The sequence below is a fragment of the Alteromonas sp. AWM4_230 genome (assembly GCF_056158305.1).
In genome coordinates, this window is the sequence record NZ_JBSWTB010000001.1 from 3,507,162 (window position 1) to 3,533,652 (window position 26,491).

General features: G+C 43.8%; 21 protein-coding genes. 14 read left to right on the top strand and 7 right to left on the bottom strand.

Annotated features, from left to right (window positions below):
- Positions 1-43 precede the first annotated feature (43 nt).
- Together ACXACS_RS15135 and bioB are read right to left on the bottom strand one after the other, a co-directional pair.
- The gene (locus ACXACS_RS15135) at positions 44-1,447 is read right to left on the bottom strand and encodes an aminotransferase class I/II-fold pyridoxal phosphate-dependent enzyme (protein ID WP_474807793.1); all 1,404 of its coding nucleotides are present in this window, start codon (positions 1,445-1,447) and stop codon (positions 44-46) included.
- Positions 1,447-2,571 carry a biotin synthase BioB gene (bioB, locus tag ACXACS_RS15140; protein WP_474807795.1) on the bottom strand — a complete coding sequence of 375 codons (1,125 nt, stop codon included), beginning with the start codon at positions 2,569-2,571 and terminating at the stop codon, positions 1,447-1,449. Before bioB ends, ACXACS_RS15135 begins: the two co-directional genes overlap by 1 nt.
- A gap of 98 nt (positions 2,572-2,669) precedes the next feature.
- On the opposite strand from bioB, the gene bioA reads away from it, so the two are divergent.
- From bioA to ACXACS_RS15160, 4 genes are all read left to right on the top strand, one after another.
- Positions 2,670-3,935: an adenosylmethionine--8-amino-7-oxononanoate transaminase gene (gene bioA, locus ACXACS_RS15145; RefSeq protein WP_474809294.1), complete on the top strand. Its 1,266-nt coding sequence runs from the start codon at positions 2,670-2,672 to the stop codon at positions 3,933-3,935.
- 164 nt (positions 3,936-4,099) lie between these two features.
- Positions 4,100-4,621: a DUF2937 family protein gene (locus tag ACXACS_RS15150; protein WP_474807796.1), complete on the top strand. Its 522-nt coding sequence runs from the start codon at positions 4,100-4,102 to the stop codon at positions 4,619-4,621.
- A 188-nt stretch (positions 4,622-4,809) separates the two neighbouring features.
- Entirely contained in the window at positions 4,810-6,000 is a 1,191-nt protein-coding gene (locus ACXACS_RS15155; RefSeq protein ID WP_474809296.1) for an ABC transporter substrate-binding protein, read from the top strand.
- A gap of 327 nt (positions 6,001-6,327) precedes the next feature.
- On the top strand, positions 6,328-6,609 hold the full coding sequence (locus ACXACS_RS15160; protein ID WP_474807798.1) for a hypothetical protein: 282 nt from the start codon (positions 6,328-6,330) through the stop codon (positions 6,607-6,609).
- A 47-nt stretch (positions 6,610-6,656) separates the two neighbouring features.
- On the opposite strand, the gene ACXACS_RS15165 is transcribed toward ACXACS_RS15160, so the two are convergent.
- Positions 6,657-7,931, bottom strand: a complete 1,275-nt coding sequence (locus ACXACS_RS15165) for a GNAT family N-acetyltransferase/peptidase C39 family protein (protein ID WP_474807800.1) — start codon at positions 7,929-7,931, stop codon at positions 6,657-6,659.
- Positions 7,928-9,415, bottom strand: a complete 1,488-nt coding sequence (locus ACXACS_RS15170; protein ID WP_474807801.1) for a RimK family protein — start codon at positions 9,413-9,415, stop codon at positions 7,928-7,930. The genes ACXACS_RS15165 and ACXACS_RS15170 overlap by 4 nt, the downstream gene beginning before the upstream one ends.
- Before the next feature lie 250 nt (positions 9,416-9,665).
- Between ACXACS_RS15170 and ACXACS_RS15175 the strand changes: the two genes are divergently transcribed.
- Positions 9,666-10,634 (top strand): calcium/sodium antiporter, encoded by a 969-nt coding sequence (locus tag ACXACS_RS15175; protein WP_474807803.1) that lies wholly within the window; start codon positions 9,666-9,668, stop codon positions 10,632-10,634.
- 135 nt (positions 10,635-10,769) lie between these two features.
- On the opposite strand, the gene ACXACS_RS15180 is transcribed toward ACXACS_RS15175, so the two are convergent.
- Positions 10,770-11,147, bottom strand: a complete 378-nt coding sequence (locus ACXACS_RS15180; protein WP_474809298.1) for a hypothetical protein — start codon at positions 11,145-11,147, stop codon at positions 10,770-10,772.
- A 456-nt stretch (positions 11,148-11,603) separates the two neighbouring features.
- On the opposite strand from ACXACS_RS15180, the gene asnS reads away from it, so the two are divergent.
- Positions 11,604-13,001, top strand: a complete 1,398-nt coding sequence (asnS, locus tag ACXACS_RS15185; RefSeq protein WP_474807805.1) for an asparagine--tRNA ligase — start codon at positions 11,604-11,606, stop codon at positions 12,999-13,001.
- A 132-nt stretch (positions 13,002-13,133) separates the two neighbouring features.
- Here the strand turns inward: asnS and ACXACS_RS15190 are convergent, their stop codons facing one another.
- The gene (locus ACXACS_RS15190; protein ID WP_474807807.1) at positions 13,134-14,033 is read right to left on the bottom strand and encodes an AraC family transcriptional regulator; all 900 of its coding nucleotides are present in this window, start codon (positions 14,031-14,033) and stop codon (positions 13,134-13,136) included.
- 244 nt (positions 14,034-14,277) lie between these two features.
- Between ACXACS_RS15190 and ACXACS_RS15195 the strand changes: the two genes are divergently transcribed.
- Positions 14,278-15,228: an SDR family oxidoreductase gene (locus ACXACS_RS15195; protein ID WP_474807809.1), complete on the top strand. Its 951-nt coding sequence runs from the start codon at positions 14,278-14,280 to the stop codon at positions 15,226-15,228.
- A 70-nt stretch (positions 15,229-15,298) separates the two neighbouring features.
- Entirely contained in the window at positions 15,299-15,970 is a 672-nt protein-coding gene (locus tag ACXACS_RS15200) for a fibrobacter succinogenes major paralogous domain-containing protein (protein WP_474807811.1), read from the top strand.
- Between the two features lie 107 nt (positions 15,971-16,077).
- Here ACXACS_RS15200 and ACXACS_RS15205 read toward each other — a convergent pair whose 3' ends face one another.
- Positions 16,078-17,091, bottom strand: coding sequence for a hypothetical protein (locus ACXACS_RS15205; RefSeq protein ID WP_474807813.1), 1,014 nt, complete (start codon positions 17,089-17,091; stop codon positions 16,078-16,080).
- A gap of 165 nt (positions 17,092-17,256) precedes the next feature.
- On the opposite strand from ACXACS_RS15205, the gene ACXACS_RS15210 reads away from it, so the two are divergent.
- The 6 genes from ACXACS_RS15210 (at position 17,257) to ACXACS_RS15235 (ending at position 26,483) form a co-directional block, all read left to right on the top strand.
- Positions 17,257-18,399 carry a paraquat-inducible protein A gene (locus ACXACS_RS15210; RefSeq protein WP_474807814.1) on the top strand — a complete coding sequence of 381 codons (1,143 nt, stop codon included), beginning with the start codon at positions 17,257-17,259 and terminating at the stop codon, positions 18,397-18,399.
- Entirely contained in the window at positions 18,396-20,048 is a 1,653-nt protein-coding gene (pqiB, locus tag ACXACS_RS15215; protein WP_474807816.1) for an intermembrane transport protein PqiB, read from the top strand. Before ACXACS_RS15210 ends, pqiB begins: the two co-directional genes overlap by 4 nt.
- Before the next feature lie 230 nt (positions 20,049-20,278).
- The gene (locus tag ACXACS_RS15220) at positions 20,279-20,890 is read left to right on the top strand and encodes a PqiC family protein (protein ID WP_474807818.1); all 612 of its coding nucleotides are present in this window, start codon (positions 20,279-20,281) and stop codon (positions 20,888-20,890) included.
- A gap of 2 nt (positions 20,891-20,892) precedes the next feature.
- A complete protein-coding gene (locus ACXACS_RS15225; RefSeq protein ID WP_474807820.1) occupies positions 20,893-22,026 on the top strand; it encodes a GGDEF domain-containing protein in 1,134 nt (377 codons plus the stop codon).
- A 119-nt stretch (positions 22,027-22,145) separates the two neighbouring features.
- Positions 22,146-23,294 carry an efflux RND transporter periplasmic adaptor subunit gene (locus ACXACS_RS15230; protein ID WP_474807822.1) on the top strand — a complete coding sequence of 383 codons (1,149 nt, stop codon included), beginning with the start codon at positions 22,146-22,148 and terminating at the stop codon, positions 23,292-23,294.
- 9 nt (positions 23,295-23,303) lie between these two features.
- Positions 23,304-26,483, top strand: coding sequence for an efflux RND transporter permease subunit (locus tag ACXACS_RS15235; RefSeq protein WP_474807824.1), 3,180 nt, complete (start codon positions 23,304-23,306; stop codon positions 26,481-26,483).
- The last annotated feature ends 8 nt before the right edge of the window (positions 26,484-26,491 follow it).

The window sequence follows — 26,491 nt, forward strand, 5'->3', positions numbered from 1 at the left end:
TCTGGTTTGAGGAATTTAGGGCGGTTACGGCATTCATCGTACTTTATGCTTCCCTTTTCGCAGAAGGCTCACTTAACCCATCGCGCGATAGTTCCTTCAAACCATTGAGCGACAATTCAAGCGCATCCATTAACACATCGATATCTTGAGTCGTATGATTTGCGGTTAAGGTTATGCGCAGCCTGTCTTGGTTTTTCGGTACGGTAGGTTGCCGGATAGCGGCTGCCCAAATCCCCCGTTGTTTTAAACCTTCACTTAACGCAACGGCACGCTCGGGACTGCCGACAATAACGGGCTGAATAGCGCTTTGCGAGGCTCCTAAGGTGATAGCTCCCAATTCGATATGGCCTGCATCATCGCTTACCTTGTTCGCATCGAGTGTCTGTCCAAAACGTTTTTGCGCATCGAGTGTCTGTCCAAAACGTTTTTGGAACGCCTCTCTGAAATAGGAAATATTGTTGATAAGCAACTCGCGACGAGCGGTATCACTGGCGATATGGGTTAGTGAATATAAGGTTGCCACCGCTTGCGCTGGGGGCATGGCGGTGGAATACATATAGTGCTTAGAAAAATTCACCAGATAATCGATAAGGGTTTGGCTTCCGGCAATAAATGCGCCTGCTGTGCCTACCGCTTTGCCGAAGGTTCCCATAACAACCGGAACCTGTTGCTGGCTTAAGTTAAGTGCTTCTACAGTACCAAAACCATTTTCGCCTAAAACTCCCATGCCATGTGCATCGTCTAACATAAACCATGCATTATATTTCGCGGCGATATCGGCCATATCTTTGCAAGGCGCAGCATCACCGTCCATGCTAAACACGCCTTCGCTGGCAATAAGAATATCTTGGTGGCTTGATTTAAAATTAGCGTTAGCATCAATTTCGCTATGCTCATCCGCAGCAAGCAAAGGGGTATTACAAATACCTGAAAGCACGCTTTCTAAATGGTTAAGATCGTTATGCTTAAAGCGGCGAAGCTTAGCGCGCTCGTTTACACACTGCGCCCCTTCTAAAAACGACGCATGCATGAGCTTGTCAGCAATAATGTGCCCAGGTGCCCCGCTACTGCTAGCGTGAGACATATGAGGGAAAAGTGCCATGCACAAAGCTTGGTTAGCTGCAAAACCAGAGTTAAACAACAGTGCTGCTTCACGGTTTAAACCATCGGCAATGTAAGCTTCAAGCGCTAAATGAGCCTGTGTGTGCCCAGTTACCAAAGGCGATGCGCCGCTGCCCCCACCAAATTGCGCCAATCCTTCAACCCAACTTTGCAATACGCCTTCATGCTGGCGCATGCCTAAATAATCGTTGCTCGAAAAATTAAGGTAGTGCTCACCGTTAATGCAAATAATGCTGTCTTTTTCGTATTGTTGGCAGTTGCGCTGGCGCAGCAAGCCTTGCTCAGCACGTGCGCTCAGCGAATCGTCTAACCAGTGAAAGGCCATTACGCCTCCGTTAATTGCTGTTTCTTTGGCGCTACCTTAGGCTTGGTTGCATCAATAAACAAGTCGTTACTGTCGTCGGCTTGTTCTTGCTGCTGGGCAATTTCTTCTTCTAACACTTGTTGATGTGCTTCGTCTGAGTAATCTCTTGTACGCTCAGTATTAATACCAAGCTTTTTGAACAGCATAACATCTTCATGGGTATCTGGATTTGACGTAGTTAACAGCTTGCAGCCATAGAAAATGGAATTCGCGCCTGCCATAAAACACAGCGCCTGCATTTGCTCATTCATGGCTTCGCGGCCTGCCGACAAGCGCACATGTGACTTAGGCATCATGATACGAGCAACGGCAATAGTGCGGATAAACTCAAAATAGTCCAAGTCTTCTACGCTATCGAGTGGCGTACCTTTTACTTTAACCAACATGTTAATAGGCACACTTTGAGGCTGCTCAGGAAGGTTAGCTAATTGCACCAACATACTAGCGCGGTCGCTCACCGTTTCTCCCATGCCCACAATGCCACCTGAGCAAACGTTCATACCTGCAGCACGCACGTTCTCTAACGTATTCAATCGGTCTTGGTAAGTACGTGTCGTGATAATATCGCCGTAGTATTCCGGTGAAGTGTCTAAGTTATGGTTATAGTAATCCAAGCCCGCTTGTTTAAGTGCGACTGCTTGGTCACGGGTTAGCATGCCCAGCGTCATACAGGTTTCCAGCCCTAAACTTTTCACCTCTTCAACCATCTTTAAAATGTAAGGCATATCTCTGTCGCGCGGGTTTCGCCAAGCGGCACCCATACAAAAACGGGTAGAGCCCACTTGCTTTGCTTCTTTCGCACGCTGGATAACCTTTTCAATTTCTAGCAGGCGCTCTTTTTCAAGCCCCGTATCATACCGAGCACTTTGCGGGCAGTACTTACAGTCTTCAGGACATGCACCGGTTTTAATCGACAAAAGCGTGCTAACCTGCACTTCGTTAGGATTAAAATACTGTCTATGCACCACTTGGGCATCAAACAGTAAATCATTAAATGGCATGGCGAACAAAGCTTCGACTTCGGCTTTGGTCCAATCGCTTCGAATAGTTGTCGTTTGCGCAGAAGGCGCACTAGCCAGCGTCATTGACTGTCCTTTACTAATTATTATTGCTGGCTTAGTCTATGCCCCAATATCGAGTTGTCAACTCTGACCAATTACAAACCTTTACCAATGGTTATTTTGTGAACAATATAGAATTTGATAAACAACACATTTGGCACCCATATACCTCGGCGGTTAACCCCCTTCCCTGTTACGAAGTAGTTGGTGCAAAGGGCTCTGAGCTCACCTTGGCTACCGGTGAAGTATTAGTAGACGGCATGTCTAGCTGGTGGGCTGCTATTCACGGCTACAACCACCCCGTACTCAACGATGCGGCGCACAAGCAAATTGGTGCTTTTTCTCACGTTATGTTTGGCGGTATCACCCACCAGCCAGCAGTGGATTTATGTAGAACTTTACTCAGTATGGTTCCAGCTGGTTTAGAGCGAGTGTTTTTAGCTGACTCTGGCTCTGTGTCTGTTGAAGTAGCGATAAAAATGGCAATTCAGTATTGGGCGTGCCAAGGGCGTTCAGAGAAGTCGCGCATTGTCGCACCGCGCAACGGCTACCACGGCGACACCTTTGCCGCAATGAGTGTGTGCGATCCAGTAAACGGTATGCACAGTTTGTTTGAGGGTGTATTAAGCAAACAAATTTTTGCGCCTGCCCCTCAAACTCGATTTGGTCAAACCTTTAGTGAAGACGATATTCTTCCGCTTGAAGAGATTTTCGAGAAACATCACCACACCATGGCTGCGTTAATTCTAGAGCCTATCGTTCAAGGTGCAGGTGGCATGCGTATTTACCATCCTGAATACTTAAAACGTTGTCGCCAACTGTGTGACACCTATGATGTACTGTTAATTTGCGATGAGATTGCTACTGGATTTGGTCGTACAGGTAAGCTCTTCGCTTGTGAACATGCCGGTATCTCGCCTGATATTTTGTGCTTGGGCAAGGCGATTACTGGCGGCTATATGACGTTAGCCGCTACTTTGTGTACCGAAGATGTTGCGTTAGGGGTTTGCCAAGGTGAGCCTGGCGTTTTTATGCACGGCCCAACTTATATGGGTAACCCGTTAGCTTGTGCAGTGGCCAATGCTAGTTTATCACTCATTAATGAGAACCATTGGCAGCAGCAAATTCCCGCTATTGAGAAACAATTACAAACCGAGTTGGCAAAATGTGCAGACTTACCCCGCGTTGCTGATGTTAGGGTGTTGGGCGCTATTGGGGTGGTTGAGACAGTAAACCCGGTCAATGTTGCCGAAATTCAGCGTCATTTCGTCGAAGAAGGCGTGTGGATAAGGCCCTTTGGTAAACTGGTATACATTATGCCTCCCTATATCATATCTTCCGACCAACTAAGTAAGCTAACCCATGCGATTTACACAGCCTTGAAATAGCGTGAAAGGTTGTTACGCTAAACACTTACTTTTGTTACATGAGAAGAATTCAATGTCGAGAGTCACTAGCGTTGAAAAACTTCTACAAACGAAAGTTAGAAGTCAGCGATTAGACGGGTCACTAATGAGTCGACAATACTGATTATTTTATAGCGAGTTTTTTAATGGTAGTGCGTGTTCTTGATAAAGTGGTCTTTGCAGTTTTATTCATTATTACACTGCAGGTACCTATTTTAGCTGATCACTACCGCCAATATTTAAACGGCTACTATGATGCACTAAGAGATGAAGTATCGAGTTCTTCTGAACTCGCTAAACAACATGGTTTTTCTTCTGTGGAAGCTATGCTCGACAGCTTACAGAAAAATAGTGAGCCGGTAGTGCGCGAGAATGCGTCTATGAAAGCGAGTCGCTTTGCCCAGATCACTACACTGGAGCAAGGTATGAGAAAACTTGAGCACGGCCACTATTTCGAAAAACTTGTGTTTATGGCATCGCCTTCTCAATACGGAACGCTAAATCGTGTACTCGACAATTTTAGTCCTTCCGTACCGCTAACCCCTTCCTCAATTATTTTTAGCCTTGTTACCGCTATTTTGCTTAATTTATTAATTTGGACACCGCACTTTTGCTACTGCCAAGTTAAGAAAATCAAAGACAAGCCCAAACGCTATTCTTATAAATAGTAAGCCAATCAGAATTGCGCTTCTCGTAAAACGACCAAAGTTTAATAGGCACAGGAACAAACTCACTATAGTGTTCAAGATGTAGCTGCCATTTCGTATTGTAAAATATACTGAAGCGAGGTGGTGCATATTGGTTGAGGAGCACTATGAAAAGACGCTTTTTTTGTTTACTGACTTGCTGCACGATGATGTTAGCGAGTTACGCAGAACAGTTAAATTTAGGCGTTTCAGTGTCAACTAGTGCCCAAAGGGAAGCTTTCTATACCCTAGCGCACGATTTTGAATCCCGTTACCCCGATGCTGAAGTGAACTTTACTGCTTTAAGTAGCGAAGAGTATAAACGCGCATTCCCGACAATGTTGGCGGATGATAAACGCTTTGATGTTTTATACTGGCATGCTGGTCAACGCTTGTTTAACTTTGTAGAACAAGATTTAGTTTTACCGATTGATGACTTGTGGGCTGAACGTGATTTAGACAATGCGTTCGATCAGAGCGTAACACAAAATGTCAGCTACAAAGGCCGCACCTTCGCTGTTCCCGTTTCTTATTACCAAATCGGGTTTTACTACTCAAAAGACGTGTTTGAAAGATTATCTCTATCCGAGCCGAAGACATGGGAGGACTTTATAGCCGCCTGTGAACTAATAAAGGCGCAAAAACTTCCCCCTATTTTTATTGGAACTAGGAGTAACTGGCCAGCTACAGCATGGTTTGATTACCTTAACCTACGAATGCATGGTTTAGAGTTTCAACAGAAGCTGACAAAAGGTGAAATTGCTTTTACTGATAAACGGGTTAAAGCCACTCTTGAGATACTGAGCGACATAAAGAAAAGCCAATATTTTATTAAAGATCATCAATTCTTAGAATGGCGTGAAAGCTTACCTCTATTGTCTAGAGGACTAGTAGGTATGTCGCTCATAGGAAATTATGTGGTACAAGAAATAAGACCTAGCATACAATCAAAAATTGGCTTTTTTCCTTTTCCAGAAATGAATGAAAATGTAGCCAAATACGAAGAAGCACCTATAGACGTGCTGATTATCCCAAAAGGTGCTAAAAACGTTTCATTAGCCAAAAAGTTTTTAGCCTTTACTTCTAATTATGAAGTTCAAAGCAAGCTGAACAAAAAATTAGGCATCATGTCCCCACACAAACTATCTCAAGTAAAGTCTTCACAGCTTACTAAAGAAGCCTATTCAGCACTTTCTGAAGCAGACGGTTTTTCACAATTTTTCGATCGTGATGCTGAGGAAACCTTCGCTTCAGCTGTGATGCCAATTATCGATGAGTTTTTTATAAATGGCGATAGTCACGCCACCAGCTTAAAACTAGAGCAAGTTCGACAAAGATATTTTCCTTCGAAGCCCCGATAATTTTACGGGGTTAATCTCTCTTCTTAAATTCGGTCAAGAGCAAAACCCCTGTTTCTAGTTCTCTTTCGAAATCTATTTATTCAGCGGTTTGAATTTATAAACAAGCTTTGCCCCTGTTTTTCTTAGAGCACAGTTTAAGAGCTGAGAAAGTACTTCCAAACCTACAAGCGCATAAAAAGGATTCTCACCTTTTTATTGAACGTGGCATCAATAATGCAATCCTTTATTTAACGGTGAGATACGAATAACTGGTTTATCGTTTTTTAGTAAATCATAAACCCCAGATATCAGTGACTTACCCAAGTAAATTGCAAAGGAGATACTATTATGCCTACAGATGCTCAATTATTGATCGGGAAAGTGTTGCAAATAAAAGACAAAATTGTTGCAAAACGTCATTGCATCCCAAGCGATCTAGAAGCCGAATGGAACGCGTTAAATAAGAAAACTGCATGCTTTGAAAGTGAAGCGCTTTATCAAAGTGCAGTAAAAGGCCAAGAAATGAATAAGCACATTGATTATTCAGGTTCGGTGAAAGAGCTGTCTCAATTGGTAACACAGCTCAAAACACTTAATAGAAAGGTTAACGTTACACAAGTGCATCACTAAGGCTTGGGGCATTTAACTTTTCCTCAAACCTTAGCTCGATATTGGCGTTACTTTTTATTTTTTAGGAGCACCAATGTTCTTACTTTACGCGTGCCATAGCTGGCAAGCCTTAGAAAGTCTTCACGGGCAACCGGTATGTGTTGATATTCAACAGGCTGCCCTTCACTCGCATCTGGGTCGTGCAGATAGTAGCAGTGAGGGTCGCAGCTCGTAATTGCTACCCAATGTGGCACTTTTTTCTTATCAAACGCGTATGTACTGATTAGGCATAATACTGCTCCGCCAGCTTTTAGTGTTTGGTCGATTACGTCAGTCCGCCAGTCTGAAATCTCAACGGAAATGCCTTTTTTCCGTGCTTCTTCCATAAACTGAGATTCAACGTTTTCAACGATCGCTTTCTTATTAGCATCTCTAACGCCATCAACAAAAAGTGGGACGTCTTGGTTAATAACCACTTTCGCCGCATAACCTTCATTTACTGCAGCTAGTGCTAACCCGACCGGGTGACAGCCACCATGCCCTGACATCATGAATATTGTGGTAGCTGTGCGCCACAACGACAATTCTTTTTCTTGCGTCATTTCATAGCGATTGTTTAACGCACACATTGCCATCATTAATGCTGACGGACCACAGGTAAAATCTGTTGTTTGTTGGTACCACGGGTAAATCTCTGGCTTAACCGACTTGCTCGGCACCAATACTTTCTGCATACGTAATGCGTCAGTGTGATCGTCGTAGTAATCGGTATACATACCGAACTGACTAAACCCTAACTTTTTATATAAAGCAATGGCGCCTGCATTACTTACTGCCACTTCCAGGCGCATAAATCGCTTTCCCCGCAGCAGCGCACGCTCCCCCAAGCTATTTATAAGCTTTTCAGCAACGCCAAGCCCTCGCGCTTCGGGCAGCACCGCAATAGAATACAGTCTGGTAAGTTGTGTTCCGCGTCGAAGCAGTAACAGTCCGTAGCCTACTATGTTATTTGAACCCGGCTTATTTGTATCCAGGTTCAAGCCTGAATTTAACGGCGCACGCTCGGCCACGATTAGCTCTGCGTGCTGTGCATCAATGTAAAACTTGAAACGACTTTTGCTTAGCCTGTCGGTTGTAAAGCAGGTTTGCTCAATATGCTGAAGCGAAGCAAGATCGTTTAATGTCGCAACACGCAGCACTACACTCGACTGCGTTGAAGGCGCACCGCCACCTTGTGCCGACTTAGTATTCGACGCGTCTTCTGCTAGGCCATATGCACGATTTGCGCTTTCCTGTGGACTTGCATTATTCACTTCAATGACTCGCTCAGCCGATGTAATCATCGCCCTCTTTGCTCCAACCTATCAGCAAATTCCTGCATAATTAATTCGTACAGTTCTTTGCCTAAATATTTATCTTCGACGCCCGAGTCGATACTTGGGTTGTCGTTCACTTCAATAACATAAACCGCATTTCCGGTTTGCTTAATATCTACGCCATAAAGACCGTTGCCCACTGCTTTTGCGGCTTTAATAGCGGCTTGTAATACCGGCTTAGGTACTTCAAACGTAGGCATTGTTGTAAATCCACCCGAGGAGAATCTATCGCCCTGATGGTTGTATATCTGCCAATGGTTGCGCACCATGAAGTACTGACAAGCGTAAATTGGCTTGCCGCCTAACACTCCAATTCGCCAATCAAACTCAGTAAAAATATATTCTTGAACTAGCACTAGCGCCGATTCAGTTAGCATTTGTTCTAAGCGCGCTTTTAACGCTTCTTTATTTTCAGCTTTATGCACACCCCGTGAAAACGAGCTTTCTGGCAGCTTTAATACCAACGGCAAGCCAAAGTCGGCAATGAGTTTTTCGCATACATCATCAGTAGCGCTTGATACAAAGGTCGCTTTTGGCGCAGGCACTTTTTGGTATGCAAACGCATCTTGCAAGTACACCTTGTTACAACAGCGCAAAATTGACTGCGTGTCGTCCATTACCACAATACCCTCGCGCTCTGCAGCACGGGCTAGGCGATAGGTATGGTGGTCAATTGCTGTCGTTTCACGAATGAATAGTGCGTCATAGTGACCTAGCTCTTCTTGCGACAAGCGACTGACTACATTAGCTCGAAAACCTACTTTTTCAGCCGCTTTTACAAAGTTTTTAATGGCTCGGTCATCACTAGGAGGCGTACTTTCTTCTGGATTAACCAAAATCGCCATATCCCAGCGCGTGCGCTTGCTCGTTTTACTCGCTTTCCACTGTATTTTTGCCTGTTTCTCAAGTTGCTCGATAAAGCGTGCTTGTTGCGCTGCATCTAAATCTTTAAACGCTTTAGCTTGCAAGGTTGCAAAGCCTTCAATGTGTACTTTATTCGTAGCTTTTGGCAATTCGTTGGTATCGGTAACCATGAGGCTTAGTACCAATACCGGATACGAATATTTTTCAAACGCTTGGCGAGCTAAGCGCTTAAAGCGCTGATCTTTCACTTCACCAAAAAGTACTAATAAAGGCTCATCGGTAATTTCAGTATTATCTTGAGATACCGACAAGGAAAAAGCGATGCGATCGATACTTTTCTCTTCAGCCATACGCAAATCATTGATGGTATTTACTGAAGGCAACACAGAATGATTACGAGCCTGAGCCAACAGCGAACAGTAATAGCCCTCACTTAAATATCGCGTGGTATCGCAAATATTAATAACCCGGGTTTTGGGTTCGTTTAGCTTTGGGAACTCAGCAAGGTATTCTTGAAAAGTAAGTACAGTTAATGAAGAGTTACGAAAAGGGATAACATCGTCAGTAACAATCAAGGTTTTGTGCATTAATGTCGCTTCTAAAAGATGGTAGGTAAGTTAAAACGTAAACTGCGGTGCTTAAATAGCATACACAGTTATTTAGTCGCGAAGTTTACGCCTAACTTCAATTTTGCATAGCACAATCTGCACGGCTTTTTTTCATCGAAATGACAATAAAAACTGATGTACAATTAAATCTATTGATACAGCTTTTGTTTATTAATTTTGTCTATAAATAGAGATAGACAAAACGACACAAATGGTTTGAGGAGTAAGTATGTTACTAGCCAGTGTGGCTATTTTGATCGGGTTACCCGTACTGCTTTGGAGTGCAGGAAAGTTTGTAGGTGGTGCCGCATCAGTCGCTAATCACTATGGTGTATCGCCCCTCCTAATAGGTATGCTTATTATTGGGTTTGGTACGTCCGCTCCTGAAATTATCGTTTCTATTTTCGCCGCGTACCAAGGTAACTCGGGCATTGCACTGGGTAACGCCTACGGCTCGAATATCGCCAACATTTTGTTAATTTTAGGTTTGACCGCCGTCATTAGCCCTATTGCGGTTAAATCGGAAATTATCAAAAAAGAATTGCCTGTATTACTGGGCATCACCTTTTTTGCTGTGTGGCAGGTATGGGACTTAACGGTTTCCAAAGATGACGCATTTTCTTTGCTGGGGCTATTTGTACTGTTGATTTCATGGAGTATCTATCACGCAATGAAAGGCGATAAAGACGCCCTTGCCGATGAATACGATGAGGAAATCAATAGTAACGAGGGCACCGTTAAAACCCACGTTATGTGGTTAATTGCAGGTCTACTGTTACTTGTTGCAAGCTCTCGGATGCTGGTTTGGGGCGCGGTTGAATACGCCACCTTCTTTGGTGTAAGCGATACGATAATCGGCCTTACCGTTATCGCTATTGGTACATCACTACCCGAACTCGCGTCGTCATTAATGGCCGTTAAAAAAGGCGAGCATGATTTAGCAATTGGCAATGTTATTGGCTCTAATATGTTTAATACCCTAGCCGTTGTGGGTATTGCAGGGACGATACAGCCTATGACAGTAGGGGCTGAGTTCTTATACCGTGACGCTATGGTTATGTTTGCCTCTACCGTCGCACTCTTTATTTTCTGTATTGGTATTAAACGTCAAGGTCGCCTTAATCGCTTAGAAGGTGGGGCATTTGTGCTTGCTTATGCTGCTTATACCTATTGGCTAATTCAGGCAGCGTTTATATAAGTAGGTGCGACTTTTAAAGTATAAGCAAAATTTGAAGGTAACAACTAAAAGCTTGGCTGTTCTACTGACGTAGGTGCCAAGCTTTTTTGTTTTTCCCGCCGTTACTTCGGTTTCTAGTTTTATTACTGTCCGTTGCTATAAACCCAACGTAGTAGCAAGGGTAATTAAACTAATTGCCGCTATAGCAAACAAAATAATAAGGTTTACGCCGAAAGAGTCTGTGCGTCGACGGTTTCGTCTTGCACGCATGACAATACTAACAAGGCTTACTATTAAGCATACCTGCAGCATAATAGTCATGGCAGACAAATGACTTTCAGACCAAGACGAGTCCCCTTCTATTCCCCAATACTGCTGAACCCCGCTAATGAAGTCGGGCCTAGCGTAGTGAAACAATATAAGAACCACCACCATTCCCACCCAGCCGAACACATTGAGGCCAAGCATTACCTTATAAAATGGTGTTTTTGAGCGCGGTGTCGAACGCCGTTCAGCTAGTTGCTCATAAGTCATAGAGCGCCTGTCAATATCGCCTGTTGCAGAAGATTGTGACGCACGTTGCGATTCCCCCTCCGTTTGCTGTGGGCTATGTACCGACGTGCCTGAATCATTTTTATTTCCCATTTGTCACTCTGTTCTCTGGCATCCCGCTTTATGTTGGGTATACTAGCGTGCTATTGGATTGTATTTCATTGGTTATTTTTACACCGCCGAAGCAAATTCCGTTCGGTGTATCTCGTTATTTATACTTTTTTCTATAATTCGTGATACTTAAATGACATATAGAAGTTAACCACAACTTCAAATTGCATTTTACCGACATTAAAGACTTATCGGCACAACAATCCAAAACATTGACCATAAAGCAAATTTTAGTGCAATTTTTCATACATAGTTTAATGCACTGGGTTGATACACTCGATGCGTATTCGAGCAACAACATAAGATCAGTAAGACGGAGAAATTAACATGACGCATGCGCCCGTAGTTGACGTGCTTAAAGGTAAGTACGCCGTTGGCGAATCGGTAACCGTTAAGGGTTGGGTAAGAACACGCCGCGACTCTAAAGCGGGGTTATCATTTATTGCACTACACGATGGTAGTTGCTTCGATCCTGTACAAGTTATTGCGCTAAATTCTCTGTCAAATTACGCCGATATCCAGCGCCTTACTGCTGGTTGTTCATTGTCGGTAACCGGAACAGTGAAAGAATCGCAAGGCCAAGGGCAATCACTAGAAATTGATGCTACCGAGGTAGAAATCGTAGGTTTGGTTGAAAACCCTGATACCTACCCAATGGCGGCAAAGCGCCACAGCATTGAATACCTACGTGAATACGCACACCTGCGCCCACGTACCAATGTTATTGGTGCGGTAACTCGTGTACGTAACTGTTTGTCTCAGGCTATACACCGTTTCTTCCACGAAAAGGGTTACTATTGGATTTCTACGCCAATTTTAACGGCTAGCGATACAGAAGGTGCTGGTGAAATGTTCCGCGTATCAACCCTTGATATGATGAACCTTCCGCTAGACGATAAAGGCAATGTTGATTACTCAGAAGATTTCTTCGGTAAAGAAACCTACCTAACCGTATCAGGTCAGCTTAACGTTGAAACTTACTGTACAGCTATGTCTAAGGTATACACCTTCGGACCTACGTTTCGCGCTGAAAACTCAAACACGTCTCGTCACCTTGCCGAGTTCTGGATGATTGAGCCTGAAGTGGCATTTGCTGAATTGAAAGATGTCGCACAGCTTGCTGAAGACATGCTGAAGTATGTGTGTAAAGCGGTATTAGAAGAGCTACCTGATGATATGGCATTCTTCGCCCAGCGCATCAAGAAAGATGCGGTTGAGCGTTTAGAAAAGCTAGTTAGCTCTGACTTCGTGCGCATGGATTACACTGACGCTATTGAAATTCTGCAAAACTGCGGTAAAGAATTCGAATTCCCTGTTGAATGGGGTATCGATTTATCTTCTGAGCACGAACGTTACCTTGCCGAAGAGCATGTTGGTGCACCAATCATCATGCAGAACTATCCAAAAGATATTAAAGCGTTCTATATGCGCATTAACGACGACGGCAAAACCGTTGCAGCAATGGACGTACTAGCGCCAGGCATCGGTGAAATTATCGGTGGTTCTCAGCGTGAAGAACGATTAGATGTTTTCGATGCGCGTCTTGAAGAAATGGGACTATCGAAAGAAGACTACGCATGGTATCGCGACCTACGCCGCTACGGCACTGTACCTCACTCAGGTTTCGGTCTAGGTTTCGAACGTCTTGTAGCTTACGTAACCGGCATGCAAAACGTACGTGACGTGATCCCATTCCCGCGTACACCGGGTAACGCTAGCTTCTAAGCAGTTGTTCGCTATATTTCGAAGCCCGCTGCAGCTATGCTGTAGCGGGCTTTTTTATCAATTCCGCATGAAGTTTAGCCGTAAAACTCAGTCTCGAGCCTTTATTTCCTTACATCCACACTATAACCACACCTACTGCAACATAGTCGCGACTTTAGCCTTGTTTTCCTTTTCCCACTGCTTTGGCGATAAGCCATACATTCGCTTAAAATCTCGGCTAAATTGGGATGAGCTGATATACCCAACATCCATAGCAGCAACACTTACATTTGTACCTTCTGCTATGCGTTTTGCTGCGTTGTTCAACCTCATAGACTTTACGAATTGAATAGGCGACATATTAGTGGCTTGCTTAAACTTGCGGTGAAATACCGCCCGGCTCATACCCACTTTGTTTGCCATATCGTCAATGGTAATACTTTCATTGACGTGAGAAGCCAAGTACTCGATAGCTCGCACAATACCGTTACCCACACCAAAGCTTTGGCGCACTGCTCCACCCGCTTCGCCTTTTAGAACAGCGTAATACACTTCGCGTAACCGATTACTCGCCAACATGGCAATATCTGTTGATCTGTCAGTTAGCAAAAGTAAGCGATATAGGGCATCTTCAAAGTCAGCGCTCCACTGCGCTGAAGCAATACCAGAAACTGCACTTTCTGCTGACGACGTTTTTAAACTTCCTGACACGCTTTCAAACTCAATTGCTAAGTCAGTCATCATCCTGCTGTTTAAAGAGATATAAACGCCAAGTAATGGATTAGTCTCAGAAGCGTCGGGAATTCCCGCTTCAACCGGCATAGACATAGTGCAACAGGTGTATTTACTTGTACTGAACGTGTGTTTTTCACCGTTTAAGATGGCCTCTTTCCCGCCATAAACAATGGCGGTAAGAGAAGGTTCATAAACCACGGGGGCGCAATCGATAGGTGCTGTTATTTTAAAAAGCTGAACACCTTCTATTCCGGTGTCGTAAAGCCCGCTTTGCGTCACCTTGTCTTCAATAAGTTGTTTTATTAACAGTTTACTCATTTCTAGATTAACATCGTCCAGTCAATATTGGCTTTTAGAAACTGTCGACTTTTCAATACTGCAATGAGCGACAAGCCTATTCAAAGTCAACTTTTTCGAGTTTACTTAAATTAGCACCCAACCTTCTCTTTAACAACAAAATGATACAAATAGGCAATTTTTAAAGACCATTACGCCTACTTTTAAAACTTCATAGTTACTATATTACAAATATAATTTTTTAGTAATTAAAAGGTAAGCGAACGTGGCTAACTCTAATCAGTTTGGAAAAGACGGCTGGACGCCAGCACAAATAGAAAACACTGAAGGCAAAACGTTTTTAATAACTGGGGCGAATACAGGGGCAGGCTTTGAAGCATCGCGCATCTTGCTATCGAAAGGCGCCAAAGTAGTTATGTTGAACCGAAGCCCGAGCAAGTCCCATGACGCTATCGCTAAGCTAAAACAAGAGTTTGGTGAAACCGCTAATGTCAGCTATATCCGTTTAGATCTTGGCAGCCTTGCTTCTGTGCGACAGTCATCTAAAGAAATATTACAACAAGTACCTGTTATCGACGCGCTGATTTGTAATGCCGCTATCGCACAAATTTCGACTCAACAATTCACTGAAGATGGCTTTGAAAGCCAATTAGGTGTTAACCACTACGGGCACTTTTTGCTTTGTGGACTGTTGTTTGATCGCATTAATGAATCGAAAGGGCGCATTGTAGTGGTTGCCAGTGAAGGTCACAAAATGGGTCTTAGAACCATGCAGTTTGACGACATGAACTGGGACAAAAATTACAATCCAAATAAAGTATATAGCCAAAGTAAACTTGCTCAAATGATGTTTGCATACGAACTGCAAGACAAAGTAAAAGCACACAATAAACACGTGAAGGTGTTTGTTTGTCACCCCGGTGCGTCGAATACTACCCTTATACGAGAAAGTGCTAGCTTCTTAACCCGTATCTCTTGGTCTTTCATGGTAAAAATTGGGCTAGCCCAGTCTGCAGAAAAAGGCGCTTATCCTGAAGTGATGTGTGCAACGGAAGAAAACCTTAAACAACGCGCCTACTACGGACCAAAAGGGCTAATGAATTTTGGCGGTCCAGTTGGAGAATGCAAGCTAGAAGACTTTGCAATAGATAAACAGGTATTGACGAAACTATGGGCGCTGTCAGAAGAACAAACGGGCTTTTCTTGGCAATTCTGATTAACTGGTTTGGACGTATTGAGAGTGTAATGAAATGAAAAGGGCCCTTTTTTTATTAGGAATATTAGCAATGTCATCAACGTACGCGAACACGGCTTCTACTAACAAAACTAGCGCCACAGGCAACATCGTTGGCGCTTTTACAGACGTAGAAGGTAACCGTTATAAAACTGTTAAGCTCGGTAAGTTTGAATGGTTTACTGAAAACTTGCGCGCTACCCAGTTTCAAGATGGCAGCCCTGTTATTTCGGGGTTTATTCCAAAAGACGACGAGAAGAACCTACTTAACTACGGCAGGCTTTATCACTGGCAAGACGTAAGTGACGAGCGAAAACTATGCCCTGCTGGGTGGCGCATAGCGACCGATGAAGATTGGCAGAATATGGAACGCGCTATTGGCATAGCTGAAAGTGAACTTTCCAAAGAGGGCTGGCGAGGCGAAAACGATATTGCTATTACCCTTAAAGCTGAACAGCCAGACACCTTGTTTAAAAAATTCGACCAAAATCGCGTTAACCAAAACCATTTTGGTGCTACTGCAGCAGGTGTAAAAATAGGCAACTGGTATATCACGCAAGGGATGTACACCGAGTTTTGGACAAGTACTAGCGCCACTGATAAAGAGGCATACGCCCGCACCCTCGCCTATTCGTGGTGGAACTCACATAAAGGCGAAATTAGAAGGGCAAAGCTTAACAAAGACTATATGTTTAGCGTTAGGTGTGTACGAGATGCCAAGTAGCTATAAACGCATGGCAGATACTGTAAAAGCGTATTCAAGGTATAGTCATTCGTACATTTGATCTAAATCAGCGATGGCCCTGCAAACTATGAAAAAAGCGGGCCGCTTTAATCGAGCCCAATAGCAGCTGAACGACAGGGCTCTACTGTATACGTATAGCCAATTTTATCTTCAGGCGTTTGCACTATTTGTAGTATCTCGTAATCATTAAGCTCGATGACGCGCGTTCCTTCAGGGTGGGCACAGCGGGAACGTGAATCTGCCTCAAATTCATAGATAAAACTAGCTAGTGCTTGGCGTTGTACCTTTTTATAACGAATACTTTTTTGCTTAGCATCGGTGAGAAGCGCAGTTAAATCTTCTTCTAGCTCAGAAGTATCTTCCGCTTGTTCCTCAGTAAGTGGTACCTCACTGTTTTCAATCGACGTTTCAGTCTCGTTTTCGATTGTGATCAGCTGACTCGTGCTTTCAGCACTAAACTCGGAGAGTAACCCTACCTGCCCTGCTAACACGCTAAGCTGAAGCGCTACACCTAATGTCCAAACAAACCGCGCTACAGCGGTAGAAAGTACATAGCGATAACCAGGCTTATGCCACAGTTTTTGCACACCAAAAGGCTTGAGTAGCAGTAGAAAAAATAGATAAATAAAGATAACTAGCATTCCGCCAACTAACGCCATTAACGTAGTGACAAAAAACCAACCGGGCACCATCAGGATTAGCGCGAAGTTGTGGCTGTAGGGCAGCGCACCAGCCGAAACGCCGGTTATGCTATTTACTAACCCGCTAGCAGAAGCGAGCGCAAAATTCGCGACAACGGCATAGACAAACAAAATTACCGCTTTACCCGGTAAACTATTCCAAAGCGCCATAAACCTAGGCCAAGTTTCACTAACAATACCACTGAGGGCAAAGCCAAACATGACCGTTTCAAATAAGCCACTTTTAACATCAAAAAAAAGCTGTAATAAAAGCATTGCAGTTGCCAGAAAGTAGCACCGCTGAGCAAAAGTGATACTCCCCCAAAAGCGCAAAAAGCCGATACGCCTTTTTAGCAATAAACGATTCCCTTGTTTTTTAGCTTTTCTGTAAGTACCGCGAATTTCGTTTGTTATTTCCATCATTTACTCGTCAATTATTGTTGTTATGTTTCTAAGCACGAATGACTTTACTTCCCGATGTGGCCGCAATACGCTATTCTGTTGAATTCAAAAAACAACGAGTTATTTCATTAGGCTGCTCTCTATCATACATCCAGTGTGTAAAAAGTGGCGCAATAAAACTTTATGGCTGAATCTAATACGTTATCTATAGTTTGTGAGCAATGCCATACTAAGGTTCACATACCGGCGCTAGCGCACAGACAAAGAGCAGTTTGTCCTGTTTGCAGCCACACGTTAGTTTCGTATCGCGTCGGTGCCAGCGAAAAATTACTCGCTTATGCTTTCAGCGCGCTTATTTTTTTATTGCTCTCGTTACCCTTTAACTTTTTGACATTTAAAGCGAGCGGGCAAAAGCACAGTATCGACCTGCCAACAGGCATTACTGTGCTCATTGAAAATGATTACTTATCTCTTGCGATAATAACTAGTTTAGCCACGCTTTTGCTACCCGGAATGGTCCTTACTGGCCTGTTATTACTTTCATTAGCGCAAATTCAAAACCGTCGCCCTTTTTACTTAGCTAGGCTGTATAAGTTGGTTAAAGCGCTTTTGCCTTGGAGCATGGCTGAAATATTTCTGGTGGGCACCTTGGTAAGTCTTATCAAGATTACAGAGTTAGCCGACGTATCTATAGGGCTGTCGTTTTATGCGTTTGTCGGCTTTTCAGCATTTACTGTCCTTTGTATATATCAATTCGACACGACAAGCTTTGCCTTATGGATGTCACAAGGCCAACCCCCTCAACCCAAACCCCTATGCGAAAAACAAGCGCAAGTGAGTATTCAGCGCACATGGGCATTATTGTTAACCGCTTGTATTTTATATATTCCTGCTAATATGCTGCCAATTATGTATACTGAATTCTTTGGTCAAGAAACACCAAATACCATTATTGGCGGTGTTATTTCACTTTGGGAATCTGGCTCGTATCCGGTTGCGATAATCATCTTAATTGCCAGTGTGGTTGTTCCGGTTGCGAAAATATTAATTCTTGCTTGGCTTAATTTTTCCGTACAGCGAGAGAAAACCACTTCAAAACAATTACGTATACGTTACTACCGCATTACCGAAGCGATAGGTCGCTGGTCGATGATAGACGTTTTTGTTGTAGCAGTACTGGTGTCTCTTATACAGATGGGAAACACTATGTCGATTTATCCGGGCCAAGCGGCACTCGCCTTTTGCGCCGTAGTATTTGTAACAATGATAGCCGCGATGACATTTGATTCGAGGCTAATTTGGCAGCAGTGGAAACAATTACCATGACCACAAACGACCCCAACATTAACGAGGCAAAGGTAAAGCCAACCTCATCGGTTTCTCGCATTTGGATAATTCCAATTCTTGTGATTGTTATTGGTGGCTGGATGGTTTATTACCAATGGAAAAACCAGGGCCCACTTATCACTATTGAACTACAATCAGCTACCGGAATTGAAGTAAACAAAACTCCAATAAAAGTGCGTGACTTAGACATTGGTCAGGTTAAGAAAATAACACTGAAACCCGATTTAAACGGTGTGCTTGTTACGGCAAGAATTGATGCAAGTGCGACCCACCTGCTCAACGAAAATGCGAAGTTTTGGGTGGTAGCACCGCGTATTAGTTTTTCGGAAGTATCAGGGCTCAATACCCTTTTATCTGGTAGTTACATTGCCATGTCCGCTGACGACAAAGGCAAAGAACAACTGCATTTCACTGCGCTTGAGCGCCCACCAGTTACGCCGCCCGGTACTCCTGGCCTTCACGTTATGCTAAAAAGCGACGACGAATTTGCCTACAAACCTGGCGACCCCATCATTTACAAGGGTTTTAAAGTTGGCGAATTTGAAGATGCCACATTCAACATTGAAGAACGTGTAGTGTATTACGATGCCTTCATTGAAGCGCCCTACCACAAGCTAATTACTAACACGACCCGCTTTTGGGACGTCAGTGGCGTAAAGCTTCTACTTGAATCAAATGGGGTCAGTGTAGAAACCGGAAGCTTAGAAACCTTATTAGCCAATGGCATTACCTTTGGCATTCCTGAAGGCGTACCAAAGGGTGAACAAGTATTAGACATCGCCTTTTTCACTATTTACGGCGACAGTACTTCTGCCTCAGATGCCCGTTATAAAGTAGCCGCTGAATACCTGTTACTTATCGATGAAAGTGTACGAGGGCTCACCGTCGGCGCGCCCGTTGAATACCGAGGCATTGAGATTGGTAACGTCACTGCAATCAACTCCTTCCCTGCGGTTGAAGGAAACATTCTAGAAAGGGACTACCCTATTCCGGTGCTCATCAACATTTACCCGGGTAAAGCGCGACAACCTGATACAGAAGAAGGGCTGAGTGCCATAAAGCAAACCATCAGAAATTGGCTGCACCGAGATCTTAGAGCCTCACTTCGAATGGGCAATGTTTTGACCGGTGGTCTCTACGTAGATTTACAGCATATTCCTGACGCCGACGCCGGCAACGAGATCGCCGTCATTAACGGTTATGAGGTAATTCCTACCGTAAGTAACGAGTTTACTCAGTTAACGCAAAAAGCTGATGCGATCCTAGATAAAATAAATCAGCTCCCCCTTAAAGAAATGGTTGAGAACGTACAGTTGGCCGTTGAAGATATGCGTCTAGCAGCAGAATCAGTAGAAACAGCAAGTGATGACTTCGATTTACTTATCGCTGACATTGATGCAAAAGCGCTCAACAGTAACCTTAATCAGGTTCTTGTGAGCCTTGATAGCCTACTGAAGAATTACAGTGAGGGTGGCTTTAATCAATCTGAAATTAAAGAAACCGTTGATGCCTTGCAAGAAACCATGCGTAATATTCAGCCTTTGCTTTTGAAATTAAATCAGTCTCCGAACAGCTTAATATTTTCCAAGGATATTGAGGCAGATATTCAGCCCAAGGCAAAAAAATGAAGTAGCTATTTAAAATTCTGTTCAATAAAAATCACTGTACATAAATTATTCATTTTGGCGCAATAAATGAATGTAAACGAATAAAGGTGTATAAGTCTGTAAACAGATGAGGTATGCCTCAATTCGACTAATTGGGCATATACCTTAAACTTTGTTTTTGGAAAGATTGCAAAACTTACCCGATACTTAAGGTAGCGTACCCGTAGACAGGGATGAAAGGATTAAATTATATGATAATGCAGGTTAAGACTTTTTCTTTCAATAAGGAGAATAAAACAATAAAAATCATAATTTTAGCTGTATTGTTTTCTTTTTTATCTGCATGCAGTAGCGCCCCTAACGCGCTGACTTATTACCTACTCCACTCAACGAACGTTGAGTCTGTTTTAGACCGCGAGGCGAAACAAAGTATCGTTTTAGATAAAGTAACATTGCCAGAGTATCTAAAGCATAGAGGATTGGTGTATCAAACAAGTGACACTAATCTTCACATTTCTACGAGCCACTTATGGGCTGAGCCTGTAGATGAAGGACTGACTAAAGCGCTCGCTAGTGCTCTAAGTTCGAGTAATGTAGCGCTTGTTCGCCCCGACCATCATGCAAGTGAAGAAACACCGCACTTATCTTTATATCTCAATGACTTTGTCAGTACATATGAAGGTGAAGTAATACTTTCTGGACAATACGCAATTACGCGCGCTTCAGAAGAAGCCAGTATCCACTCATTTACGTTCAAGGCTCCGCTTAGCAATGATGGCTTTGCATCTAGCATAAAAGCCATGAGGTCAGCGATTAAAAAGCTGGCTCAAGATATTAACATAACGATTAACCAACAAAGCTAATTATGCTCAGTCGGTTAAAGCAATATGTATTCAGTGGCGTAAAAAGCCACCAAAAAGACGAAACTAACAGGCGCATTATTGTGGTTAACCTGTTTGCCGCCGTTGGTATGTCTATTACGTTTTTGCTTGGGACTCGAGCCTTTATTGACGCAGAATATTCGCTATCTACAACGCTTTATATTGCGAGTGTTGTTTTTGCTGTCTCGCAGCAGTTACAAGTACGCTTTTCTTCAGCTCGCGCTCGCACGTGGTCTATTACACTGCTGATCAGCTGCCTGATGGTGCTAACGTTACTTTTGATTATCACTGGTGGTAAGGATAACACGGGCCCACTTTGGATTTACCTCGTTCCGCCTGTAACCATGTTTTTTGCTGGGTTTGTTCGCGGCCTACTGGCCCTTATCGCCTTTACGATTACCTGCGCAATCCTCCTGTTCGGATTTAACGATGCAGCCTTCGTTGCTAACTACACCTATGCGTTTAAAACTCGCCTACTCTACTCTTTTCTAACCGTTTCTTTTCTATCTGCTTTTTACGAATATAGCAGACAGAAAAGTTACGACACTGCACTCTATCTCAGTGAACAATTTGAGAGACAAGCGAAACACGACCATTTAACAAATTTGCTAAATCGACGTGGTGCTCAGCAGTGTCTAGATAGAGAATACGCAAGAATGCTTCGCAGTAAACATCCCTTCTCTGTTGCCATTGCCGATGTAGATAGATTTAAAAGCATAAACGATACCCTCGGTCACGAAAAAGGTGACGAGGTGCTTAGGCAAATCGCTAAGTTATTTAGCTCTCGGCTTCGCGGACAAGATATTCTCGCACGATGGGGAGGTGAAGAATTTATGTTTATCTTTGCCGATACCGATGAGGCCGGCGCGGTGCAGGCATTAGAAAATATTAAAGAATTACTCAGTAAAGCCCCATTAGATATAAATGATAAAAAAATACATGTAACGAGTAGCTTTGGCGTGAGTGAGGTTAGCGCTGATACCGATGTTTCAAGTGCTATACGCCGTGCAGATAAAGCGCTCTATTTCGCAAAAGATAATGGGCGCAATCGTGTATGCGCCTCTTCATTTATAAGCTCGTCACCTCTATCAGGCTCATCCTCTTTAAAAGTACAGTAATCAATAATTTTGTGTCCTTTACACAAAATTGACTCATGTTTCGTTACATTTGCGCTGTATTCCTGAAACACTTTAGCGCTACACTATGTAAAGTATTCGCTATTAAAGTAGATTTAGCCATGAAATGGATGAAAGTTGCATTACCTATTGGTGTCTTACTAGTAGGCTATTTAGGTATGAAAGGAATCGAAGCTTCTGCTTCCGACAGCGCTATAACAGAGGAAGTTGATACTCGCCCTACCGTAACTATTGAAGCGTTATCGCCAGAGGATGTGCGCGTACAACTCACTTCCTATGGCGAAATCATGCCTCTTGAAACCACAAATCTTGCTGCACAAGTATCTGGGGAGGTTGAGAGTTGGAACCCGAAATTTGTAAGCGGCGGTCTAATACGACGTGGTGAAGTCCTTTTTGAAATAGAGGCTGATGCATATGAAGCTGCACTTCTATTGGCAGAAGCAAACTTAGCTAGTGCACAAGCTCAGTTAATTCAAGAAGAAGCGCAAGCAGATGTGGCGGCAAAGGAAGCGAAAACAATGCCTAATGCACGGGTTACCGATTTGTACCTTCGCAAACCACAAGTAATGAGCGCAAAGGCAGCGCTTAAATCTGCAGAAGCTCAACTAAAAATAGCAAAGCGCGATTTAGATAACTGTAAAGTAAAAGCCCCATACGATGCGCTTATTGTCTCAAGGGACATCAGCACAGGTGACTATGTGACTCAGGGTTCACCTGTCGCAGTCCTTAATAACATAGAGTATGCCGAAGTCACTTTCCCTATTGCCGGGTTCGACCGCGTTTTTCTTTCAGATAGTACAATAGGAAGTGAAATTGCCATCGAAGTCGATGACATTCAGGCCGCTACGGTAAAAGGCACCATCCACCGAGATACCGGCGTTGTAGACAACACCACGCGCATGAGTTATTTCGTGGCACGCATTGAAGACCCCTATGCAATTAACTCATCTAAACCTATCGTTAAATTTGGTTCGTACAGCACGATAGCTTTTGAAGGTAAAACGTTAAGTGACGTATACCGTGTACCACAGGAGTTGGTAACCAATCGCATGCTGTGGACCCTTGACGATGAAGACCGATTGAAATCTCATAAGGTTGAGGTTGTCCGTGAAGAAAATGGCGACTTCCTCATTCAGGGTGACTTCAATGCAAAAAAGGTAGTAATGAGTTTGCCTGAATACCCGCAAAACGGCATGCCGGTAAAAGTTATTGAGACCACGGCTGAAATCGTGACAGCACAAGCTAACTAAGGAGCTGTCATGGAAAATCACAAGGATACACAAAGCGGCATTATTTCTTGGTTTGCAAGAAACTCTGTAGCGGCCAACCTTTTAATGTTTTTCATTATTGTAATGGGTATTGCCAGCTACTTTACTATTCAGCGGCAGATGTTTCCTAACATCGAGATTAACTACATTACCGTTGAAGCCAACTACCCTGGCGCTTCTCCACAAGAAATTGAAGAAAGTATCTTCATCAAAGTAGAAGAAGCGGTGAAAGACATCACTGAAATCAAGCGTACTGTATCTAGAGCATTTCGTGGTGGCGGCGCAGTCACCTTAGAAATTGATACTAAAGCTGAGCTTACTGATGTTCTAGACAAGGTCAAACTTCGCGTAGACAGCATTGCAACCTTTCCAGCTGGCATGGAGCCAGTAAACGTTTCGCAAGTAGAGTTCCAGCAGCAAGTTATTGAAATGCCCATTGTTGGCGACTTACCGCTGTCCGAGCTTAAAGTGCTGGCAAAAGAAGTCGAAGATGAACTACTTCAGCTTGGCTCCATTTCTCTGGTGGAAGCCAATACACCCGATGATGAAATTGCTATTGAAATTAAGCCCGATACGCTAAGAAAATACGGTTTAACCATTTCCGATGTTACCCAAGCTATTAATAGTTATTCAGCAAATATTTCGGCCGGCCAGCTAAGAACTAATTCAGGGATAGTGTCAGTTCGCGTTGAAAATCAATACTACAGCGGCGACGAGTTCAAACAAATCCCCATTAAAATTGGCACTGGTGGCGCAAAAGTAACGTTAGGTGATGTTGCCTATATCAATGATGGATTTGTTGAGGGCGAACGTTACTTTAAGTACAACGGCATGAACGCCATCTACATTGCTGTAAAAGCCACTAAAACCCAAAACACCATTCCTGTAGCTGAAACTGTAAAAGCCTATATCGACCAGAGAAATGAGACCCTTCCTCAGGGCGTCAGTCTAGAAGTTTTGGTGGATATGACCTACTACCTTAATGCACGCCTAGACATGATGTTATCGAATCTTGTTCAAGGGTCTGTACTCGTCGCGTTTATGCTTACCCTTTTCTTGCGCTTTCGTTTGGCGCTATGGGTTATGGTCGGCTTACCGGTGTGTTTCTTAGGTGCAATGATGCTGATGCCTGTTTTCGGCGTGAGCATTAATATTCTTTCGCTCTTTGCGTTCATCATGGTGCTGGGCATTGTAGTGGATGACGCCATTGTTATTGGAGAAAGTGCCTACACCGAAATTGAAAGCAAGGGCGGCGGCGTCGATAACGTGGTTCGCGGCGCTAAACGCGTGGCAACCCCTGCTACCTTCGGAGTATTAACTACTATCGCGGTATTTGCTCCATTTACACTGAGCAGCGGCCCTGAAGGTGCATTTTTCTATAACATCGCTGTAGTAGTTATTTTGTGTTTGGCGTTTAGTTTAATTGAGTCAAAATTAATCTTACCCGCGCATTTAGCCCACACCAAGTTCTCTCCGGTGCGACAGGACAGCTGGCGTGCACGCTTTAACCGAGGATTCTTTGCGTTCGTAAATGGCCCTTACAAGCGTACTGTTACAAAAGCGATTGAATGGCGCTGGGCAGTACTTATGATATTCGTGGCTATGCTAATGCTAAGCATGGGCCTGATTGGCGCAAACTATGTACGCATGGTGCCAAATCCTAAAGTGCCACACGACTTCCCTAGCGTAAAAATAGAGATGAACGAAAACGTCTCTGATATGGCTACTATTAATGCGCTTAAAGTGGTGGAACAAACGATTCTGGACGTTGAAGAGCAGATCATAGATGAATTTGGCCAGGGCATGATACGCGATCGTCTAGCTTTTAACGAAGATAGAACTGAAGGGCGCATACTCACACCACTGGTTAATGAGGAAGACCGCCCTATCGACACCTTTGAGCTTGCACGACGCTGGCGCGAAGCCATTCCAGAAATTACCGGTATGAAGTCTTTTACCGTGGTTGATGATGTAAACGGTGACGGTGACGACGGTGAGTTCGGTTATCTACTTTTTGGCCCAGACATTGACACCTTAAACGCGGCTGGCCTTAAGTTCATTGAAATGCTGCAGCAGCAAGAAGGCTTGTTTGACGTAAGCTCAACTATTGACCCGCCGAGCAAAGAAGTGCAAATGACGTTACTTCCGGTTGCCTACGATCTAGGGCTTACACTTTCTAATATCGCCTCTCAGGTTGGCGCGGGCTTTTACGGCGGCGAAGCACAGCGTGTTATCCGCAACGGTGAAGAAGTTAGGGTCATGGTTCGCTACCCTGAACTTACCCGCGAACGTTTTGCTGACTTGAAGTACTCTTTAATCAAAACCCCTAACGGCCAAGAAGTGATGCTTGGTGATGTGGTTGCATTAGAAGAGAAGCCAGGTATTAGCTACATTCGCCGAGAAGGTGGTTACCGCAGTGTTTATATCTGGGGCAACATTGATGAAGAAAAAGTTGAACCTAATGAGGTCGTTACTGAAATTCAAGACAAGCTACTCCCTCAGTTAAAAGAATCGTTCCCATCGGTCATGACTGAGCTTGGCGGTGATATTGAAGAGCAGCAGGCGCAACAAAACGAGCAAATACTCTTCTTCTTAGCGGCCATGATCATGGTGTATATCCTTTTAGCTGTTCCGCTTAAAAGCTATGGGCAACCCCTTATCATTATGTCGGTTATTCCATTTAGCTTTACCGGTGCAGTTTTCGGCCACTTTGTACTAGGCCTAGACCTATCTATGATGTCTAACTTTGGCCTTATTGCAGCAGCCGGGGTTGTTATCAACGACTCGCTAGTTATGACGGACTTTGTTAACCAGCGCCGTGCACAAGGCTATAGTATTAAAGAAGCAGTAACTGAGGCCGGTACCGCGCGCTTTAGGGCAATTACGTTAACCTCAATCACGACGTTTGTGGGCGTACTGCCAATTATGTTTGAAACCAGCCTGCAAGCAGCATTTGTGGTACCTATGGCGGCCGCGCTTGGTTTTGCTGTGCTTTACGCGACTTTAGTAACACTCATTTTGGTACCTTGTTTGTACTTGATACTGCTAGATTTGCGTGGTCCTTTCTCGTTCATAAAAAGAAAAGTATTACGTAGAAAGTCTAGTAGCCAAGTCGAAAGCAATAGCGCGGATCAAGCACATACACCTCAGCCTGCTGGCTCACTTGACTAGCAGTTGAC

What these genes read in the sequence shown, in the direction of transcription:
- ACXACS_RS15175 (WP_474807803.1), top strand. Translation starts at nt 9,666, where the DNA reads ATGTTACTAGCCAGTGTGGCTATTTTGATCGGGTTACCCGTACTGCTT.
- bioB (WP_474807795.1), bottom strand. Translation starts at nt 2,571, where the DNA reads ATGACGCTGGCTAGTGCGCCTTCTGCGCAAACGACAACTATTCGAAGC.
- ACXACS_RS15205 (WP_474807813.1), bottom strand. Translation starts at nt 17,091, where the DNA reads ATGGAAATAACAAACGAAATTCGCGGTACTTACAGAAAAGCTAAAAAA.
- ACXACS_RS15200 (WP_474807811.1), top strand. Translation starts at nt 15,299, where the DNA reads ATGTCATCAACGTACGCGAACACGGCTTCTACTAACAAAACTAGCGCC.
- ACXACS_RS15230 (WP_474807822.1), top strand. Translation starts at nt 22,146, where the DNA reads ATGAAATGGATGAAAGTTGCATTACCTATTGGTGTCTTACTAGTAGGC.
- ACXACS_RS15170 (WP_474807801.1), bottom strand. Translation starts at nt 9,415, where the DNA reads ATGCACAAAACCTTGATTGTTACTGACGATGTTATCCCTTTTCGTAAC.
- ACXACS_RS15155 (WP_474809296.1), top strand. Translation starts at nt 4,810, where the DNA reads ATGTTAGCGAGTTACGCAGAACAGTTAAATTTAGGCGTTTCAGTGTCA.
- asnS (WP_474807805.1), top strand. Translation starts at nt 11,604, where the DNA reads ATGACGCATGCGCCCGTAGTTGACGTGCTTAAAGGTAAGTACGCCGTT.
- ACXACS_RS15150 (WP_474807796.1), top strand. Translation starts at nt 4,100, where the DNA reads ATGGTAGTGCGTGTTCTTGATAAAGTGGTCTTTGCAGTTTTATTCATT.
- ACXACS_RS15235 (WP_474807824.1), top strand. Translation starts at nt 23,304, where the DNA reads ATGGAAAATCACAAGGATACACAAAGCGGCATTATTTCTTGGTTTGCA.
- ACXACS_RS15135 (WP_474807793.1), bottom strand. Translation starts at nt 1,447, where the DNA reads ATGGCCTTTCACTGGTTAGACGATTCGCTGAGCGCACGTGCTGAGCAA.
- ACXACS_RS15165 (WP_474807800.1), bottom strand. Translation starts at nt 7,931, where the DNA reads ATGATTACATCGGCTGAGCGAGTCATTGAAGTGAATAATGCAAGTCCA.
- ACXACS_RS15210 (WP_474807814.1), top strand. Translation starts at nt 17,257, where the DNA reads ATGGCTGAATCTAATACGTTATCTATAGTTTGTGAGCAATGCCATACT.
- ACXACS_RS15220 (WP_474807818.1), top strand. Translation starts at nt 20,279, where the DNA reads ATGATAATGCAGGTTAAGACTTTTTCTTTCAATAAGGAGAATAAAACA.
- ACXACS_RS15190 (WP_474807807.1), bottom strand. Translation starts at nt 14,033, where the DNA reads ATGAGTAAACTGTTAATAAAACAACTTATTGAAGACAAGGTGACGCAA.
- ACXACS_RS15160 (WP_474807798.1), top strand. Translation starts at nt 6,328, where the DNA reads ATGCCTACAGATGCTCAATTATTGATCGGGAAAGTGTTGCAAATAAAA.
- ACXACS_RS15225 (WP_474807820.1), top strand. Translation starts at nt 20,893, where the DNA reads ATGCTCAGTCGGTTAAAGCAATATGTATTCAGTGGCGTAAAAAGCCAC.
- pqiB (WP_474807816.1), top strand. Translation starts at nt 18,396, where the DNA reads ATGACCACAAACGACCCCAACATTAACGAGGCAAAGGTAAAGCCAACC.
- ACXACS_RS15180 (WP_474809298.1), bottom strand. Translation starts at nt 11,147, where the DNA reads ATGACTTATGAGCAACTAGCTGAACGGCGTTCGACACCGCGCTCAAAA.